This window comes from Culturomica massiliensis (genome assembly GCF_900091655.1).
Classification (GTDB): Bacteria; Bacteroidota; Bacteroidia; order Bacteroidales; family Marinifilaceae; genus Culturomica; species Culturomica massiliensis.
In genome coordinates, this window is sequence record NZ_LT594620.1 from 125908 (window position 1) to 143453 (window position 17546).

A 17546-nucleotide genomic window follows, 5' to 3' on the forward strand; every position below is an offset into this window, starting at 1 on the left:
TAACTACTAACCCTAAACAGAAACAAACTATGAAAAATTTTCTGCTACAAAGATACTTCTTTAGTGACATGTTGCTAATTAAATATTGTTAATTAGCTACAATAATTATAATTCATAAGCATGTGATTGTAAATAATTTGAATATAACAAAAGATATGTAAAAAAATAGTACATATAAGTTGTGGATTTTGAATTTACAATTTTGGATTGTACATGTAAATCGTCCCGATTTCTGGAAAAATATCCCGATTGATATGGTTTTATTCTTCTCTCATGATGTCCGGGGTAAGGGGGACCGGGATGATACGATTTGCCAATGTTTTGTCATACGGGAGTCCGATACGGATATAGTTGTCCGTAAAGCCGCAGATGTATCCTCTGGAGTTGTTGTCTTCGAACAGTACGGGGCGTACCTGTCCCTCGAAGCGTTTTTGAAATGCATTAAGTTTACGATCGGATAGCCGGATCAGGGCGTTTACACGGCGGTGCTTTTCCTGGGGAGGGACGCTGCCGGGGATATCAAGGGCTTTGGTGCCTTTACGCTCGGAATAAGGGAATACATGCAATCTGGAAATATCCAGGGTTTCAATGAATCGGCAGGCATCTTCAAAGTAATCATCGGTTTCGCCCCGCATTCCGGCAATGACATCGACACCGATGAATGCGTCAGGGCATAGATTGCGGATGAGGGAGACTTTTTCTGCAAAGAGTTCGCGGTTATAGCGTCTTTTCATCAGGCGTAACACTTCATTGCTTCCGGATTGTAAAGGAATATGAAAATGGGGCATAAAACGTTTTGAGGATGCGATAAAAGCGATGATATCTTCGGTCAATAGATTGGGCTCGATGGAAGAGATCCGGAAACGTTCGATTTCCGATACTTCTTCCAGGGCTTGTAGTAACCGATAGAATGTTTCTCCGGTTTCACGTCCGAAGTCTCCGGTATTTACACCGGTAAGAATCACTTCACGTATGCCTTTGGAAGCGATGTCCCGGGCAGCCTGTAATACTTGCGGGATTGTTGCGCTACGGCTTTTTCCCCGGGCAAACGGGATCGTACAGTAGGTACAAAAATAGTCACATCCATCCTGTATTTTCAGAAAGCTACGGGTGCGGTCGCCGAAGGAATAAGCCAGATCGAAAGCCGAGAGTTTAAATATGTCGCAAGAGTGAGGATCGTCTGTCGCGGGTTCATCGTATCGTTCGAGGTAGTGGCGTACTTTAAATTTATCGGCGGCACTTAATACCAGGTCAACACCTTCGATTTGCAGTATTTCGCGGGCTCGTAACTGGGCGTAGCAACCGACCACAACAATACAGGCTTGCGGGTTGTGATGGATGATTTTACGGATCAGTTGCCGGCCTTTGTGTTCGGCCATATCGGTAACGCTACAGGTGTTGATGACGAAGATGTCTGCTCCGTCTTTTTCCCCTACCGTGGTGACACCTGCTTCTTCGAGGCTGTGTTTTATTGTCGATGTTTCCGAAAAATTCAGTTTACATCCGAGGGTGATATAGGCTGCTTTTTTTCCTGCTAAAATCATACCGGCTTATAAGGTTATAAAATCCGTGGTGAAAGTAAGCTCCGGTTTATCTGAGGATAATCGGGCATACGGACTTAATTTGGATGCAAAAGTAATTATTTTGAGGGTATTTTTTACCTTTGCGAAATAAAGTATCGGAAAAGAAGTGGGGGATAAGGAGCGATAACACATAAAAAGAATATAATTTTTAATACCGAATGAAATATTATATCATATCCGGGGAGGCATCGGGAGATTTACATGCTTCAAATCTGATCAAGGGATTGAAAAAGAACGATCCGGAAGCCGTATTCCGGGGATGGGGAGGAGATTTGATGCAGGAGGCCGGATGTACAATTGTGCGGCATTATAAGGATACGGCTATTATGGGGTTTCTTACCGTGTTAAAGAATTTAGGGAAAATAAAGGAAAATATCCGTTTGTGTTGTGAGGATATTGCGGACTGGAAGCCGGATGTATTGATTCTGGTCGACTATGCGGGATTTAATTTGCGTATTGCCAGGTTTGCCAAAGCTGCCGGTTTTAAAGTATTTTATTATATTTCGCCGAAGTTGTGGGCCTGGAATACAGGGCGTGTGAAAAAAATCAAGGCGTATGTCGACCGGATGTATGTTATTTTTCCTTTTGAGGAAGATTTTTACCGGAAGTACGATTACGTCGTGCAGTATGCCGGGAATCCTTTGGTGGATGCTATCAGCGAAAGACCTTGGCAGGAGGAGTCTTTTCATGATTTTGTAGAGGTAAACGGTTTATCCGGCAAGCCGATTATAGCTCTTTTGGCAGGTAGCCGTGCTCAGGAGTTGAAGCATGTATTACCGAAGATGTTATCGATGGTAAAGTATTTTCCGGAATATGAATTTGTGATTGCCGGAGCGCCTTCTATGAAGGCTGAGGATTACGCTCCTTATATGAAGGGTGGTGGTGTGCCGATCGTTTATGGGCAGACTTACCGTTTATTGCAACAATCCCGGGCGGCTTTAGTGACTTCCGGTACGGCAACTTTGGAAACGGCTTTGTTAAAGATACCGGAAGTGGTATGTTACAGCGGAGAAGGAGGGGCTTTCAGCTATTTTCTGTTCAAACTTTTTGTTAAGGTAAAGTACATTTCGCTGGTCAATCTGGTTATGGGACGAGAGGTGGTGAAAGAGTTGCTGATGCAAAAGTTGAACGAGAAAAATTTACTTCGGGAACTGAAGGCTGTTGTCGGGGAGGGACCGGAGCGGTCCTGTATGCTTGCCGATTACGATGAGTTGGAGAAGCGTATGGGGCAATCCGGAGCTTCTGATCGTTTTGCGGCTTTGATGGTACATGATTTGAAATGTAGCCGGGGATAGAGGGATGATAAATGGTGTCGGTGAATACCGGTAAATGCACAGATCAGATAAATAAATACAATGTATATGCAGGAAGAGATGTCTTCGCCCATAGAGAAGAAGAAAGAAAAAGTGTTTATGCGCGAATTTTTCCGGAAAGCGGGAAAAGCCATTTATGATTATGGGTTAATAAACGACGGAGACAAGATTTTGGTCGGCGTATCCGGAGGGAAGGATTCGTTGGCTTTATTGGAGGTATTGGCTTTGAGGGCACGTGATCCGAAATATCGTTATACGGTTATGGCGGCTCATATTGCTGTGAAAAATGTGGCCTATGAGGTCGATGGTGAATATATAAAGCAATTGTGTGATCGTTTGGGGGTTGAAGTGGTATTTCGTGTGATTGATGCAGAGGTCCGGGAAGATTCCGGGAAACCGGCTTGTTTTGTCTGTTCGTGGAATCGCAGGAAGGCATTGTTTGAAATAGCCAGGGAACACGGATGTCAAAAGCTGGCATTGGGGCATCACCGGGATGATGCGGTGGAAAGTTTGCTGATGAGTATGATGTTTAACGGTACGATAGCCAGTATGCCTCCCAAGTTATCAATGTTCGGAGGCAGTTTTACTTTGATACGTCCTTTTATTTATCTTACGAATGAGGAAACTGTGCGCTATGCTCAATACCGGGGTTTCCGGAAACAGAAAAAGAACTGTCCTTACGAACAGGCAACAAACCGGGATGCGGTCGGTAAGTTGTTGAAACAGATGGAGACTTTTTCGCCGCATGTCCGGAATAATCTGTTTGCAGCGATGAAAAATATACAGGAAGAATATTTGCCGTAGGATATGCGGAATATCTGTCTAGGGCTATCGGTGAAAGCAGTAACCGATAGCCTTTCTTTTTCGTAGACTCTGAAAAAAATCATGAAGAATATCGTTATTATCGGAGCCAGCGGTTATGTCGGTTCGGCTCTTTTGAGTGAGGCTTTGAACAGGGGATATCGGGTAAAGGCTGTTGTCAGGCATCCTGAAAATTTGAATATTGAGGATGATAATCTGGAAATAGTAAAAGGAGATGTAACCAATTCGGTGGAAGTAGCTCGGCTGGCGGCGGGAATGGATGCTGTCATCAGTGCTTATAATCCGGGGTGGAAAGATCCGGATATATACGAGCATACTCTTCAGGGGTATAAGGCGATTATCGAGGGGGTGAGGAAATCCGGCGTAAAGAGGCTATTGGTGGTCGGGGGTGCAGGAAGATTGTATGTCCGGCCCGGAGTCCGTCTGCTTGATAGCGGGGAGGTGCCGGAACATTTATTGCCGGGAATAAAGGGATTAGCAGCAGTTTATACAAATTATTTATTGCCTGAAAAAGAATTGGATTGGGTGTTTTTCAGTCCTGCTGCCAACCTGGAACCCGGAGAGCGAACCGGTCGTTTCCGGCTGGGAAAAGATGATTTAATCGTAGATAAGGATGGGGATAGCCGGATTTCAGTTGCGGATTTTGCAGTTGCCCTGATTGATGAGTTGGAGCAGGGAACGCATCACCGGGAAGGAATGACTGTCGGTTATTAAAAACGATATCGGTTAGGGGTGGTTGCCGGAATAAAATATAAGAGTTATCTTCGAAGCAAAATCTGAATGAGTATGGACAAGGTAAATCTTACGTTATATACGGTAATCGGTGATCCTGACCGGATACCTGCGGGTGCCCGGAAATTGTTTCAGGGGGTGGCTAAATCTGTTTCGACAGAAGATGACCGTACCGTTATTTTTTTACAGGACGATACTTCTATTGTATTGAATTTGAGCCACCGGCAGGGTAAACCGGATTTTATCGCTTCTCATGTGCAAGGTATGGCGGATTATTTTTCGCAGGCAGAAGCTGATTCTGAGGAAGTCAAGCAAAATATCCTTCGTCAGATCGCCTGTTTCAATTGTGTGGTTGGCATTGTTTTCGAGACGGATGATAATGCTGCCCGTACCAATTATATCGTCAATACATTTTTCGATCTGGCACAGGAGGTGAACGGTTTTCTGTTATATCCGAATATGCATATCTATAATGGTCAGGGGAAGCTGGTATTCTCAATTGAGGGGAAGAGCGATCTGAAAGAGTTTATGCCTATCGGTAACGCAGATGTGTTGGATTGCAGGCGTTCAGAAGACACGGAGGCCGATAAACAGCGGCAAGCACGTTCAATTGCGCTTTTAAAGGAGCAGGGAATTCCGTATGCCGCGCATTTGCGTTGTGCTGTGACGGAGCAGGATGCTTGTGTCAGGAGCAGAAAGGAAATGTTACAGCGGGCTGCTGCATTGTTTGCCGTGGCCGTATATTCGGAAGTGATGCTGGCCGAAAATCCGGATCGGAGAGAAGCTTTTTTGTATGTAAATAAGATGAACGAAATATACGGTATTGAGGCATTTCTTACACCGATGGAGATGGCTTATATACAGGATGCCGAATCGGAAGAACGTCAGCGTATACAGTTTGCATGGCGTTACGAATGCTGTGCGGTGCTTCTTTGGGCTGCCGGAGTGGTAGAGGAATTGCCTTATCCTTCCGAGATCTGTGATGTCCCTGTCATAGCCGGTTTGTTCTGGCAACATAAAGGAATAGACGATTTGCTTTCCAAGGGGATACCCCGTACGGATGCCGAAATACTGGATGCTGCCGATTTGACGTTGCGTTACGATTGGGCCTGTGTGGATGCCCGTGTACATGGGAAGGAGGCTCCGGGAGCTTTGGACGGAGGTGTTGTGATGGAGCGGCATTATGTTTTCGATTGGTTGACCGGAGTTGAAGGAGATACGGCATGGGATGATATTTGTCCTCATACCTGACCGGAAAACCGTATCAGTATACTGACGATCATAAATATTGTGAAAATCTAATCTTTTGGTGAATATTTATCGTTTATAATCAGATAGTAATAAAAAATAACTGATTATGAACGATAGGACTGTGCATTCTGATCGCCTGAGTGCCGAAGAGAGAAAGGAATTGAAAGATTCTGATTTCGGAATTCCGGAAACCCGGGAATTTCCGATACCGGATGCCGCCCATGTCAGGGCTGCCGAGGCTTATTTCAGATATGCCCCTGACGATAAAAAGCAGGAATTGGCTCGCCGGATTTTGTCAAAGGCTAAAAAAATCGGAGTAGAAGTAAAGAGTGAGACCATTTTGGAATGGGCTGAAAAATCCTGATGTCATGGGGGTTAAAGAGCAATATTGGAAATATTCGCTGGTGGTTATTCTTCTGCTTTTAGGGGTGGTTATCTTTTGGGAGATCACTCCTTTTTTGGGGGGTATACTGGGAGCGATGACGGTTTATATTTTGCTTCGGGATCAGATGATATATCTTTCCGGACGCCACCATATGCGTCGTAGTATTATGGCCATATTGATATTGTTGGAAACCATCTTGATTTTTTTGATTCCTTTGGGATTGATTATCTGGCTGATGATCGATAAGTTGCAGGATGTCAATCTGGAGCCCAGGAGTATAATCGATCCTATTTATAAAGTTTCCGATTTGATCCGGGAAAAAACGGGATACGACTTGTTGAGTAAGGCCAATATCAATGCAGCCATATCTTTGTTGCCGCGTTTCGGGCAATTTTTAATGGGGAGCATTACCAGTTTTGTCATCAATGTAGTTGTATTGCTTTTTGTACTTTATTTTATGTTGATCGGAGGAAGGAAAATGGAATCTTACATTGCCGATCTTTTGCCGTTTAACAGGAGAAACAAGCGGGATATCCTGAAAGAATTCAATATGGTTGTTAAATCGAATGCTATCGGGGTTCCTCTGTTGGCGATTATTCAGGGGGCTATAGCTATGTTGGGATATGTTATTTTCGGTGCTCCTGCTCCTGTTTTGTGGGGGATTGTGTCATGCTTTGCAACGATTATTCCTGTCGTCGGGACAGCAGTTGTGTGGATACCTCTGGCTTTGTATCTGGGAACTACCGGAAGTTGGGGGGCAGCGATCGGCTTATCTCTTTATTGTATTATTATTGTTTCCAATGCTGATAATGTCATTCGTTCATTCCTGGTAAAGAGAATGGCAGACACTCATCCTTTGATTACCATATTCGGGGTTGTGATCGGACTTTCTTTGTTTGGTTTTATGGGGGTGATATTCGGGCCTTTGTTATTGGCTATTTTTGCGCTTTGTGTACAGATATTCAAAGAAGAGTATTTGGATGAAGGATGAGAGGAGGGAGATTTTAAATTTTAGATTTTAAATTGTAAAATGGGTATGAAAAAAAATAACACACTGGGACGGACTCATTGTGTAATTTTTGATTTACGATTTGGGTACGGGCAAGCCTGGGGAGAGATTTTTGGTTATTCCGTAAGTCAGCTTACAAATGATTGATGATTCGGATTTACGCTTTGAATAGGAGTAAAAAGAGTTGATTTTCTAATAAGATTTTAGATTCAAATAAACAGTAATTTTTCTGTAATGACTGAATCGTAAATTATCAGACAGGATTTTGGAGATTAGGTTCATGATTTTACAGGAAAGCTTCGACATTAGTCGGCAGAGAATATTTGGAGAATTCTTAATGTTATTTAAAAAAATCCATTTTATATTATAATTAATAAACCTTTGGCTTCCGAATTGGTCAATGGTTGTGTCTGGGATGAAAATTTAAGACATAAAACTATAAGGGGAGTATAATAGTTATAAGAAAAATGAAAAAGTTAGTCAGTATTATTTTGTTTGTTGTGTGGATGCTACCGTCGAGTGCATCTGTAGAAGCTACGGGAAGTGTTCGGGGAAACGTGATCGATGCAAAGACCAAAGAACCGATGGAATTTGTCAATGTGAGTGTACGTAAGGCCGGTACGACAGTTCCGCTGACCGGGGCCGTAACGGATCATTCCGGAGAGTTTCAGATCGGTCGTTTATCGGATGGGGAATATACATTAAGTATTTCTTTTATCGGTTACCGGACGTATGAGAAGAATTTTACATATTCTTCGAAAAACGGGAATATCGATTTTAAAATGATTGAGTTGGAGCCGGATTCACAGGTGTTGGGAGAGGTGAAAGTTTTGGGACAGAAATCCCAGATGAAGTTTGAAATCGATAAGAAAGTGTTCAATGTCGATCAGAATATTTCGTCTACCGGTGGTACGGCGAGTGATGTATTGAGTAATATTCCTTCAGTGGAAGTGGATAACGAGGGGGAGGTTTCGTTGCGTGGAAGTACGAGTGTAACAGTTTGGATCAACGGGAAGGCTTCCGGTTTGTCGGCAGATAACCGGGCGCAGATATTGGAGCAGATGCCGGCAGAGAGTATCGAGCGGATAGAAGTTATTACCAATCCCTCTGCCAAATATAGTCCGGAGGGTACATCGGGAATTATTAATATTGTATTGAAGGAAGACCGGAAAGCCGGGTATTTCGGTAGTTTACAAGCAGGAGTCGATACCCGTGGCGGCTGGAATACCAGCGGAAATATCAATTACAGCAGTGGGAAAATAGATGCTTATGCCAATATCGGTTATCGGCGCCGGGTTACGGAAGGAGGCGGAATTTCCAACCGGACGAATCTGGATGCGGAGGGTAATCCCGTTTCTTTTTTGAATCAGTTATCGGAGAATGACGGTCATGGAGGACCTGTTTTTGTCCGGGCCGGAGCGACTTATCATTTGACGAAGCAGGATCATTTCAATATCGGAGCTTTCGGTATGTTCGGCGATCGTAATCAGACGACAACGATCAATTATAGCAGTAATATCCCGGGTTCTTTTGCGGAGCGGCAACGGATTACCGATTCCAAAAATAAGATGAAGGGGGGAAATGTGGAGTTGGGATATAAGCATGATTTCAGTAAAACCAGTAATTTGGATATTACGGCTTCCTGGAATCCCTGGAGTATGGACGGAACGAGTATTTATAAGCAGCGTTCTCAATATGATGCCGGGGGAGAGGATTTCTCATATCAGCGGCAGGAAAGTGATATGCGCTCGAATGGCTGGGAACTTCAGGCGGATTACGTAAATGCTTTTTCAGAGAACAGTAAACTTGAAGCCGGATATAAAGGGACGATGTCCAGGGAGAAAAGTCCGGTAGAGACTTTTTCGGGAACGACGGTCGATGACGAACAGCCGGATGAAGAATTGTATAATAAGTTTTATTACGACCGGGATATACAGGCCCTTTACGCAACTTATTCCGGCCGGCTCGATAAATTCGGTTTTCAGGCCGGATTGAGAGGGGAATATTCACATATTGAGACCCGTTCGTTGGGATTCGGACAATCGAAGGGAGAAGTATCTCCTTACAAAAATGATTATTTCAGTCTTTTTCCCAGTGTTTTTCTGACCTATACATTGCCTGCCGGAAACGAGATACAAGTAAATTATACCCGTCGTATTTCCCGACCCTGGGGGCGTCAATTGAATTCTTTCGTGAATGTGACAGACTCGACAAACATTTCTTACGGTAATCCTTATTTGGATCCGGAGTTTTCGAATGCTTATGAATTGAATTATATTAAAAATTGGGAAAGCCATACTTTATCCATATCGGCTTATTACCGGAGTACGAACGATGTTATCCAGCGCATCAGTTATCTGGATGGTAATATCATGAAAAGTACTTATGAAAATGTGGCGAAATCCCAATCTGCGGGGACAGAACTGGTGTTGAAAAATAATTTTGCCCGGATATTGGATTTGACGACGACGGTAAATTTGTATTATAATAAATTAGACGGGTTTTCTTATTTGCCCGAAGGAGCTCAGGCGCCTGTGATCGGAAAAGCCAACGAAGATTTTTCATGGGATGCCAAGATGATTGCGAATGTGGCTCTTCCGGCTTCTTTCTCTTTGCAGGTGACCGGCAGCTATAATTCGAAGCGGATCATTGCCCAGGGGTATCGTAAAGCTAATTATTCGGTGGATGCCGGTGTACGTAAAGCTTTCTGGGACAGAAAACTCAGTTTGAGTGTGAATGCCCGGGATATTTTCAATACCCGGAAATGGAAAACAGAGACTTCCGGAACGGGTTTTACTCAATATGCGGAAAATTGGCGTACCGGGCGTACCGTCGGTTTTACGCTAACGTATAGTTTCGGGAATATGAAAGCTTCACGTAACCGTCCGCAGCAACGTGGACAGCAAGATCAAAACAATAACATGATGAATGGTATGGATGAAGGCTTTTAATTTCATTCTATAATTCGGTTTGATTTATTTGGAATGCCGGGAACAGAATTCTGCTCCCGGCATTGTGATTTTTAATGAAAATAATTGATTAAGTAATAAATATTATCTATTTTTGATATAGCATTGATGAGAAGAAATGAGACATTTTATTTTATATGGTTTTTCTATTTTGCTGCTTCTTTTGTGTATGACTGCAGCGGATATCCGGAAAGATTCGGTTCAGGAAGAACTTTCTCTTTCTCTCATAGCCGATCATCAGCTTGTGGATGATCAGGCTTTGTTTAATGTTTCTTTGCCCGATATACAGGGCTATATGGAGCGTACTTTTGCTTCCAGTGGGAATGAAAGTGTATTCAGTAATCTGAAAAATCAACATTCTCTGTTTGCGGTGAAGGTTATCCTTGTAAGGAATGCATTATTGTCTGCCGGATTAATACCGGCAGAGAAATGTTTTCGCGCTCTTCTGGGAACGCGGTATATGAGTGGATTCTATATCTATTGTTTACGGCAAATCATAATTTGACTTTCCTGATTTTCTTAAGGGATTCTGAAAAATATCATGCGGAGGAGTCCGGAGATGGTAATTTGCGAAGCTTTGTGTTGTAACATATGCAGAAAGACTCGTAAATATCAGACTTTTATTATTAACAATATTTATAATTTGTATGGTAATGTGTCCTGTATTTTACAGGTTGCATCAGCTATCGTTAAAATTCTTGTCCGAAACGTTTATAAACAACTAAAATACTATCGTCATGAAAAATCGTGAAAATAAAAATAAGAAAAGAAGGTTCGGTATTTCGGCATTTCCGATTATTGTACTGTGCTTTATATTGGCATTGGCCGTTTACCATTTTATATTCGGTAATCCGTCGAATTTTATGAATAATGATCCGAATAATCATCCTTTACCGGGTAATTTGCTGGGAACGATATATAAGGGTGGTGTAATTGTGCCTGTTATTCAGACGTTGTTGTTTACGGTGTTGACATTGAGTGTGGAACGTTATATCGCTTTACGGAAAACCCGGGGCCGGAAAAACTTACAGGATTTTGTATGGAACGTCAAATTGTTGTTGGATGACGGGAATATCGAAGGTGCACGTAAAGCCTGTATGGAGCAAAAGGGTACTGTTGCTAATGTGATTCTTTCTTCTTTGTCAAAATTCGATGCAATAAACAGCAATCCTAATTTCACTATGGAACAGAAGCAATTGGCGATACAGAAAGAGTTGGATGAGGCTACGATGCTGGAATTACCGGGGATGGAGCAAAATTTACCCGTTATTGCTACAATTACGACACTGGGGACTTTGATGGGATTGCTCGGTACGGTGATCGGTATGATCAAGTCGTTCGCCGCCCTTTCTTCTGCCGGAGGAACCGATTCGATAGCTTTGTCAACAGGTATATCGGAAGCCTTGGTAAATACGGCGTTCGGTATATTGACCGGAGCATGCGCCGTTATTGCTTATAACTATTATACCAGTAAAATTGACGGAGTTACTCATAGTATAGATGAAATCGGTTCTTACATTGTACAAACGTTTACGTTGAAACACTGACCGTTATAAAACCGAGCGTTATGGCAAACGAGAAAATAAAAAAGAAATCGACATTCATAGACATGACGGCTATGAGTGACGTGACGGTATTGCTGCTCACCTTTTTTATGCTGACATCGACTTTTGTGCAAAAGGAACCGGTATCGGTAAATACGCCTGCTTCCGTTTCGGAGATAAAAATTCCTGAAACGAATGTGTTGCAGGTACTGGTTGAACCCGGGGGTAAGGTGTTTCTGGGATTGGATAAACCCCAGAACCGGGCCGAGGTGTTGAAAAAAATGGGAGAGCAGTATGGAGTTACTTTTACGGATGCAGAGGTAAAAAAATTCAGTCTGAGTAATTCTTTCGGAGTTCCTATACAGGGTATGAAACAATTTTTGAATCTGGCTCCCGAAGAACAGGACCGTATTTTGATGAATTACGGGATTCCTTGCGATAGTACGGATAACCAGTTTAAATCATGGGTGAAATTTGCTCGTGAGGTAAATAAGGATTTGATTATTGCTATTAAAGCAGATCATCATACTCCGTATCCTTTTATAAAGGATGTCATGAATACGCTTCAGGATTTGAGGGAGAACAGATACAATCTGATCACTTCTCTGAAGAATATGCCTGAAATTTAATTAAAAGAAAAACGTTATGTCTGAGATACAGGTAAAAGGAGATGACGGAGTAAGGAAAAAGGGAAAGCAGAAAAAATTCAATATCCGGGTAGATTTTACCCCCATGGTGGATATGAATATGTTGCTGATAACTTTTTTTATGCTTTGTACTTCTCTTATAAAACCCCAAACCATGGAGATCAGTATGCCGCGTAAGGATGTGCAGAATGAACAGGAGCAGAATAAAGTGAAGGCTTCTACGGCAGTGACCGTCTTGCTTGGGAAAGATAGTAAGGTGTTTTACTATTTCGGGGAAGCTAATTATGAAGATCCGGATTTAGTAAAGGCTACGGATTTTTCCTCTTCCGGATTGCGTTCTGTTTTATTGGGACGGAACAGGGATGTAGTAGAAAAAGTGAAAAAACTGAAGCAAAAAAAGTTGAATCTGGAGATTACCGGTGAAGAGTTTGAAAAGGAGGTTGCCGAGTTGAAGAAAGATAAGAATTCTCCGGTTGTGTTGATAAAAGCTACGGATTTTGCCGATTACAGTAATTTGATAGATGCGTTGGATGAAATGCAGATATGTAATATCGGGCGATATGCAATTGTAGATATTACTCCCGGGGATTTACAACTGTTGGAGAATCTGACACATGATGGGTATGTCGTCCGGGAGGACCCGGTTAATAAGTCTAAATAGGAAGATTATGGCAAAAGATATCAAATGGACTTCCCCCGAATGGTGCGAATTGGTATTTGAGGGAAAAAATAAGGATTTCGGAGCCTATAAGCTTCGTAAGACATCTCCGCGGCGCCACATTACTGCATATCTGATTGTGGTTGTATGTGTAATTGTTGCGTTGCTTTTACCGGCATTTATCCGTTTTATCCGTCCGGTGGAAAATACGGAAAAAATGGTATCGGTAACGGCTTTGTCCGATTTAAAAATGGATGAACCGGAAGTAAAGGAGGAAAATAAGATACAGATTGAAGTTCCCCCTCCACCGCCTCCGGCTTTGAAGAGTACCATAAAATTTACGGCTCCTGTTATTAAGGCGGACGAGCAGGTGAGGGATGAGGATGAGATCAAAACACAACAGGAGGTGACTGAAACGAAAGCAGCTATTTCTGTTGCGGATGTGAAAGGGAACGATGAGGAGCATGGAAAGGATATTGCAGAATTGGAAGAACACAAGGTGATCGTTCAGGAGGAAGAGAAAGACGAGGTGTTTCAAGTGGTGGAGCAACCGCCTGCCTTTCCGGGAGGAATGGAGGCTTTGCATAGGTGGATGCACAAGGAGTTGAGATATCCCATTACGGCCCAGGAAAACGGTATAGAAGGCAGGGTGTATATTCAGTTTGTCGTCGGGAAAGACGGAGCTATCCGGGATGTTGTCGTCGTTCGTTCTGTCGATCCTGCTTTGGATAAAGAGGCGGTTCGTATGGTGGAGAAAATGCCGAGATGGATACCGGGAAAGCAGAGAGGTGTTCCCGTGTCTGCAAGTTTTACTTTACCGGTTACTTTTAAGTTGAATCAAAATTAGCGATGTTATGATGATTGGTAAGGGAAATCTGTTTGTTGGGGTGATTATACTGATTGGTATGTTGTGGGGATGCAGAAGCAAGCCGGCTGTAAATCAGGATACCTTGAACAGCGGGGTTATCCGGATTGCTGTAGACGCAACTCTTTTCCCGTTATTGGATGCTGAATTGGCTGTTTTTGAGGCATTGACCCCCGCAGCAGGTATCGTACCCGCTTATACCAATGAGACCCGGGCGATCAACCTGCTGTTGGCGGACAGTGTCCGGTTGGCTGTTGCTGCCCGGCCGTTGACGGCAGAAGAAATGGCATCTTTTCATAGTCGTAAGTTTTTCCCGCAGGTCATACGGATTGCAACGGATGGAATTGCTTTGATCGTGAATCTGCAGAATAACGATACGATTGTCAATACGGATATGCTCCGGAAAATTCTTTCAGGTAAAATTCTCCGGTGGAAAGACTTGTATGGCCGGATGGGAGGGGGAAATATCCGGGTGGCTTTCGACGATCCGAATTCCAGTACTGTCCGTTATATGCTGGACTCTCTTTTGCAGGGGGATTCACTGTCGGAGAATTGTTTTGCTGCCGGTTCCAACCGGGCCGTCGTCGATTATGTTTCCCGTACGCCGGATGCACTTGGTGTGATCGGTGTGAATTGGATCAGTGACGACCGGGATTCGTTGAGTATGGAATTTTTAAATAGGGTACGGGTAATGCGTGTCGGGAGTGCAATGTTACCGAATGCCCGCAACAGTTTTCAGCCTTATCCTTATTATCTGTATACCGGACAATATCCGTTACGGAGGAGTATTTATATTTTATTGAACGATCCCCGGAGTGGTTTGCCTACCGGCTTGGCTTCGTTTTTGGCGGGAAGCCGCGGACAGAGGATTGTGCTGAAGAATGGATTGCTGCCGGCAACAATGCCTGTAAATATTGTAAATATAACGGATGAATGATGAAATTACAATTTAGGATGAGCCTGATGGACGGAAGTCTTGCATCCGGATGGCAGGTTTTGCAGATAACTTATAAAAATTAAAAACGATGAAACGGATTATATGGATTATTTTAGGGTTAAGTGTAGTTTTTATATCGAAAGCTGCAGATAATAAGACCGGAGTTTATTTTTACGAAGCAGGTATGTACGGACCCGCAAAACTGTTTTTTTTGAAACAGTTACAGAGTACAGAAGGGAATAACGCTGAAAATTACTATTACCTGGGAAGCAGTTATCTGATGTTGGGAAAAGCCGACTCTGCCGCTTTTTATTTTGAGGAAGGTATAAAGACCCATCCTTCTCATCCTTTAAATTATGTAGGAAAAGGAATGTTGAGTTTAAAGAATGATGCAACGGCTGCTGAACGTCAGTTTAAAGAAGCGGAGGGAATGAAAGGATATAGGAAAAACGTCGCCGTGGAATTGGCTATTGCCCGGGCTTATTTATATGTCCGCGACGAGAATGCCGTAAAGACTGCAATAGAAAAGGCCAAAAAATACGATGCAACAAATCCGGAAATCTATCTGGTCGAGGGGGATATGCTGATACAGGAAAAACAGCCCGGCGAAGCTTGTACGTGTTACGATATGGCTATTTACTACGATGCTTCCTGTATTCCTGCTTATTTGAAGCAGGCAGCTGTTTATGGTCCGACGAACAAAGCTTCGGCATTGGCTTCCGTAAATAAAGCGATTGAAAATTTTCCGGATTTTCCGGGGAGTTATTATTGTAAAGGAGAGCTTCACCGGATGGCCGGGGATTATGGGAAGGCTGTAAAGGCGTATGCCCGATATATGAATACCGGCTTACAGACAACAGAGCACATGTTGCATTACGCCAGTTGTTTGTATTTTAATGAACAGTATGCGGAGGCATTACCTGTATTGGAGACTGTTGTTGCCGCAGAGCCGGATAATATCGTCGGGAGACGGTTACAGGCTTATATTTATGCAGAGACTAAACCGGGAGAAGAAGGGGTAGAGTGGATACGTAAGTTTGTTGAAACGACATCTCCGGAGGATTTGATTGCTCAGGACTATGTTTGTTATGCTAAAGGTCTGGCCGGAATCATGGATTATGCAAATGCTTTGAAGCAATATCAGAAAGCGTTGGCTGTCGATAAGGAAAAGAATACGCTATATTTGGAAATGGCCGATTTACAAATGAAGATGAAGGATTATGCGAATGCTTTGCAGAATTATGAACAGTATTTCAGGGAGGAAAAACAATTGTCTGCCGAAGAGTTGTTGAAGTTCGGGAAATGTTATTATAGTTTGGGGAATGCGGATTCTATTCCGGAAACACGCCAAAGGGAGTTGCATTTGGCCGATTCTGTGTTTACCTTGTTGACAGAGGCTGTTCCTTCCAGCTATGTCGGTTATTTCTGGCGGGCCAGAACCAATTCACAATTGGATCCTGAATCTACACAAGGTTTAGCTAAACCTTATTACGAAAAGATTATAGAGATAACTCAAAGTAATCCTCAACGTTATGCCGGAGAGTTGGTTGAAAGTTATAAGTATCTGGCTTATTATAATTATATTCACGAAGACCTGCCGGCTGCGAAGGAATATTTTGAAAAAGTACTTCAGGTTACCCCGGACGATGAAGTTGCGTTAAAGGCTTTGCAGGAACTCAAGTGACTTGGAGATAATTACGATACGACCCGGATGGTTTTTGCGACATGACCGAATCATCCGGTCGTATTTTGTTTTACGAAGATACATTACTGTTTGCTGTTATTTCCTGAAAGTTTGTTGCATTATTGTTACATTTTCGGCTAAGGATACCGGTTTTACCGGGACGACAGATTGTAATTTGAATCATCGGGAATACCGGGTTTATCCTAAATATATTCTTTCGATTTGCAATAATTTGATTTTTATATCCAGACCTCCGGTGTAGCCTGTAAGTTTACCTCCGGCTCCCATAATCCGGTGGCAGGGAATAAAAATCGGTAAAGGGTTGTGCCCGTTAGCCGATCCTACGGCTCTACAGGCTTTCGGATCTCCTGTACGACGGGCCAACTCGCCATAGGTGATGGTTGTGCCGTAGGGAATATCCCGAAGCAGATTCCATACTTTTAATTGAAAGTCGGTTCCCTGGGGAAAAAGAGGCAGGTCGAACGTTTGAAGTTCCCGGTTGAAATAGGCGTTTAATTGTTTATGGGCTTCCCGTAAGAGAGGGGTTTCTTCGATGTTCTTACCGGGAGTTGCCATTGAAATACGGTTACCCAACCATAGTCTGGTTAATTTTCCGTCTGTTTCACAAAGACAATATTGTCCGATCGGACCTTCATAGAAGTAGGTAGATTCCATAGGAAAGATTTTGAATTTTAGATTGTAAATTTTAAATTGGGAATAATGTTTCTGGTTTACGATTGATTTTACTTATTTGCTTTCTTTGTTTGCTTCGGGACAAATATACTCATCGTTTGTTTGAATTTTATTTTTAATTTTGAAAAAATAAAAAATATAGAGATGCGTGTCAGCCGGGAGAAATTGAATGCAGAAGTATATGATATTGTTGCCCGGATTCCTTATGGGCGTGTTTGTACTTATGGCTTGCTGGCTCGTTTGGCCGGTTTCCCGCAACATGCCCGAATGGTAGGACAGGCGATGGCTTTAGCGCCGACGGCGTTTTATTTGCCTTGTCACCGGGTCGTAAACAGTCAGGGAAGGATTGTCCCGCATTGGCCGGAACAACGTCAGCTACTGGAGGCAGAAGGAATCGTTTTTAAGAAAAACGGTTGTGTCGATCTGGAGCAATGTCTTTGGAAATTGTTATAAG

17 protein-coding genes are annotated in these 17546 nt (G+C 43.0%); 15 read left to right on the forward strand and 2 right to left on the reverse strand.

Annotated features, from left to right (window positions below; genetic code table 11):
- Positions 1–260: 260 nt before the first annotated feature.
- A complete protein-coding gene (gene mtaB, locus BN8908_RS00950; RefSeq protein WP_068688460.1) occupies positions 261–1544 on the reverse strand; it encodes a tRNA (N(6)-L-threonylcarbamoyladenosine(37)-C(2))-methylthiotransferase MtaB in 1284 nt (427 codons plus the stop codon).
- Between the two features lie 197 nt (positions 1545–1741).
- Between mtaB and lpxB the strand changes: the two genes are divergently transcribed.
- The 14 genes from lpxB (at position 1742) to BN8908_RS01020 (ending at position 16399) form a co-directional block, all read left to right on the forward strand.
- Complete coding sequence (gene lpxB / locus BN8908_RS00955) at positions 1742–2878, forward strand: lipid-A-disaccharide synthase (RefSeq protein WP_068688462.1); 1137 nt, start codon at positions 1742–1744, stop codon at positions 2876–2878.
- Positions 2879–2944: 66 nt separating this feature from the next.
- Entirely contained in the window at positions 2945–3700 is a 756-nt protein-coding gene (locus tag BN8908_RS00960; RefSeq protein ID WP_021986784.1) for a tRNA 2-thiocytidine biosynthesis TtcA family protein, read from the forward strand.
- A gap of 81 nt (positions 3701–3781) precedes the next feature.
- Entirely contained in the window at positions 3782–4432 is a 651-nt protein-coding gene (locus tag BN8908_RS00965) for an NAD(P)-dependent oxidoreductase (RefSeq protein ID WP_068688464.1), read from the forward strand.
- A 72-nt stretch (positions 4433–4504) separates the two neighbouring features.
- Positions 4505–5701, forward strand: a complete 1197-nt coding sequence (locus BN8908_RS00970) for a DUF4272 domain-containing protein (protein ID WP_068688496.1) — start codon at positions 4505–4507, stop codon at positions 5699–5701.
- 106 nt (positions 5702–5807) lie between these two features.
- A complete protein-coding gene (locus BN8908_RS00975; RefSeq protein WP_068688467.1) occupies positions 5808–6065 on the forward strand; it encodes a DUF6582 domain-containing protein in 258 nt (85 codons plus the stop codon).
- A 4-nt stretch (positions 6066–6069) separates the two neighbouring features.
- Positions 6070–7077 carry an AI-2E family transporter gene (locus BN8908_RS00980; RefSeq protein WP_021986780.1) on the forward strand — a complete coding sequence of 336 codons (1008 nt, stop codon included), beginning with the start codon at positions 6070–6072 and terminating at the stop codon, positions 7075–7077.
- A 485-nt stretch (positions 7078–7562) separates the two neighbouring features.
- Complete coding sequence (locus BN8908_RS00985; RefSeq protein WP_068688469.1) at positions 7563–10046, forward strand: TonB-dependent receptor; 2484 nt, start codon at positions 7563–7565, stop codon at positions 10044–10046.
- 136 nt (positions 10047–10182) lie between these two features.
- Positions 10183–10569 carry a hypothetical protein gene (locus BN8908_RS00990; RefSeq protein WP_021986778.1) on the forward strand — a complete coding sequence of 129 codons (387 nt, stop codon included), beginning with the start codon at positions 10183–10185 and terminating at the stop codon, positions 10567–10569.
- A gap of 232 nt (positions 10570–10801) precedes the next feature.
- Positions 10802–11611: a MotA/TolQ/ExbB proton channel family protein gene (locus tag BN8908_RS00995; RefSeq protein ID WP_068688471.1), complete on the forward strand. Its 810-nt coding sequence runs from the start codon at positions 10802–10804 to the stop codon at positions 11609–11611.
- 20 nt (positions 11612–11631) lie between these two features.
- On the forward strand, positions 11632–12237 hold the full coding sequence (locus BN8908_RS01000) for an ExbD/TolR family protein (RefSeq protein WP_021986776.1): 606 nt from the start codon (positions 11632–11634) through the stop codon (positions 12235–12237).
- 16 nt (positions 12238–12253) lie between these two features.
- Entirely contained in the window at positions 12254–12916 is a 663-nt protein-coding gene (locus BN8908_RS01005) for an ExbD/TolR family protein (RefSeq protein ID WP_068688472.1), read from the forward strand.
- Positions 12917–12923: 7 nt separating this feature from the next.
- Positions 12924–13760, forward strand: coding sequence for an energy transducer TonB (locus BN8908_RS01010; RefSeq protein ID WP_021986774.1), 837 nt, complete (start codon positions 12924–12926; stop codon positions 13758–13760).
- A gap of 10 nt (positions 13761–13770) precedes the next feature.
- The gene (locus BN8908_RS01015; protein WP_068688498.1) at positions 13771–14715 is read left to right on the forward strand and encodes a PstS family phosphate ABC transporter substrate-binding protein; all 945 of its coding nucleotides are present in this window, start codon (positions 13771–13773) and stop codon (positions 14713–14715) included.
- Positions 14716–14803: 88 nt separating this feature from the next.
- Positions 14804–16399: a tetratricopeptide repeat protein gene (locus tag BN8908_RS01020; protein ID WP_068688473.1), complete on the forward strand. Its 1596-nt coding sequence runs from the start codon at positions 14804–14806 to the stop codon at positions 16397–16399.
- Positions 16400–16597: 198 nt separating this feature from the next.
- On the opposite strand, the gene BN8908_RS01025 is transcribed toward BN8908_RS01020, so the two are convergent.
- Positions 16598–17074 (reverse strand): methylated-DNA--[protein]-cysteine S-methyltransferase, encoded by a 477-nt coding sequence (locus BN8908_RS01025; protein ID WP_021986771.1) that lies wholly within the window; start codon positions 17072–17074, stop codon positions 16598–16600.
- A 162-nt stretch (positions 17075–17236) separates the two neighbouring features.
- Between BN8908_RS01025 and BN8908_RS01030 the strand changes: the two genes are divergently transcribed.
- Complete coding sequence (locus tag BN8908_RS01030; protein WP_068688474.1) at positions 17237–17545, forward strand: MGMT family protein; 309 nt, start codon at positions 17237–17239, stop codon at positions 17543–17545.
- Position 17546: the final 1 nt, after the last annotated feature.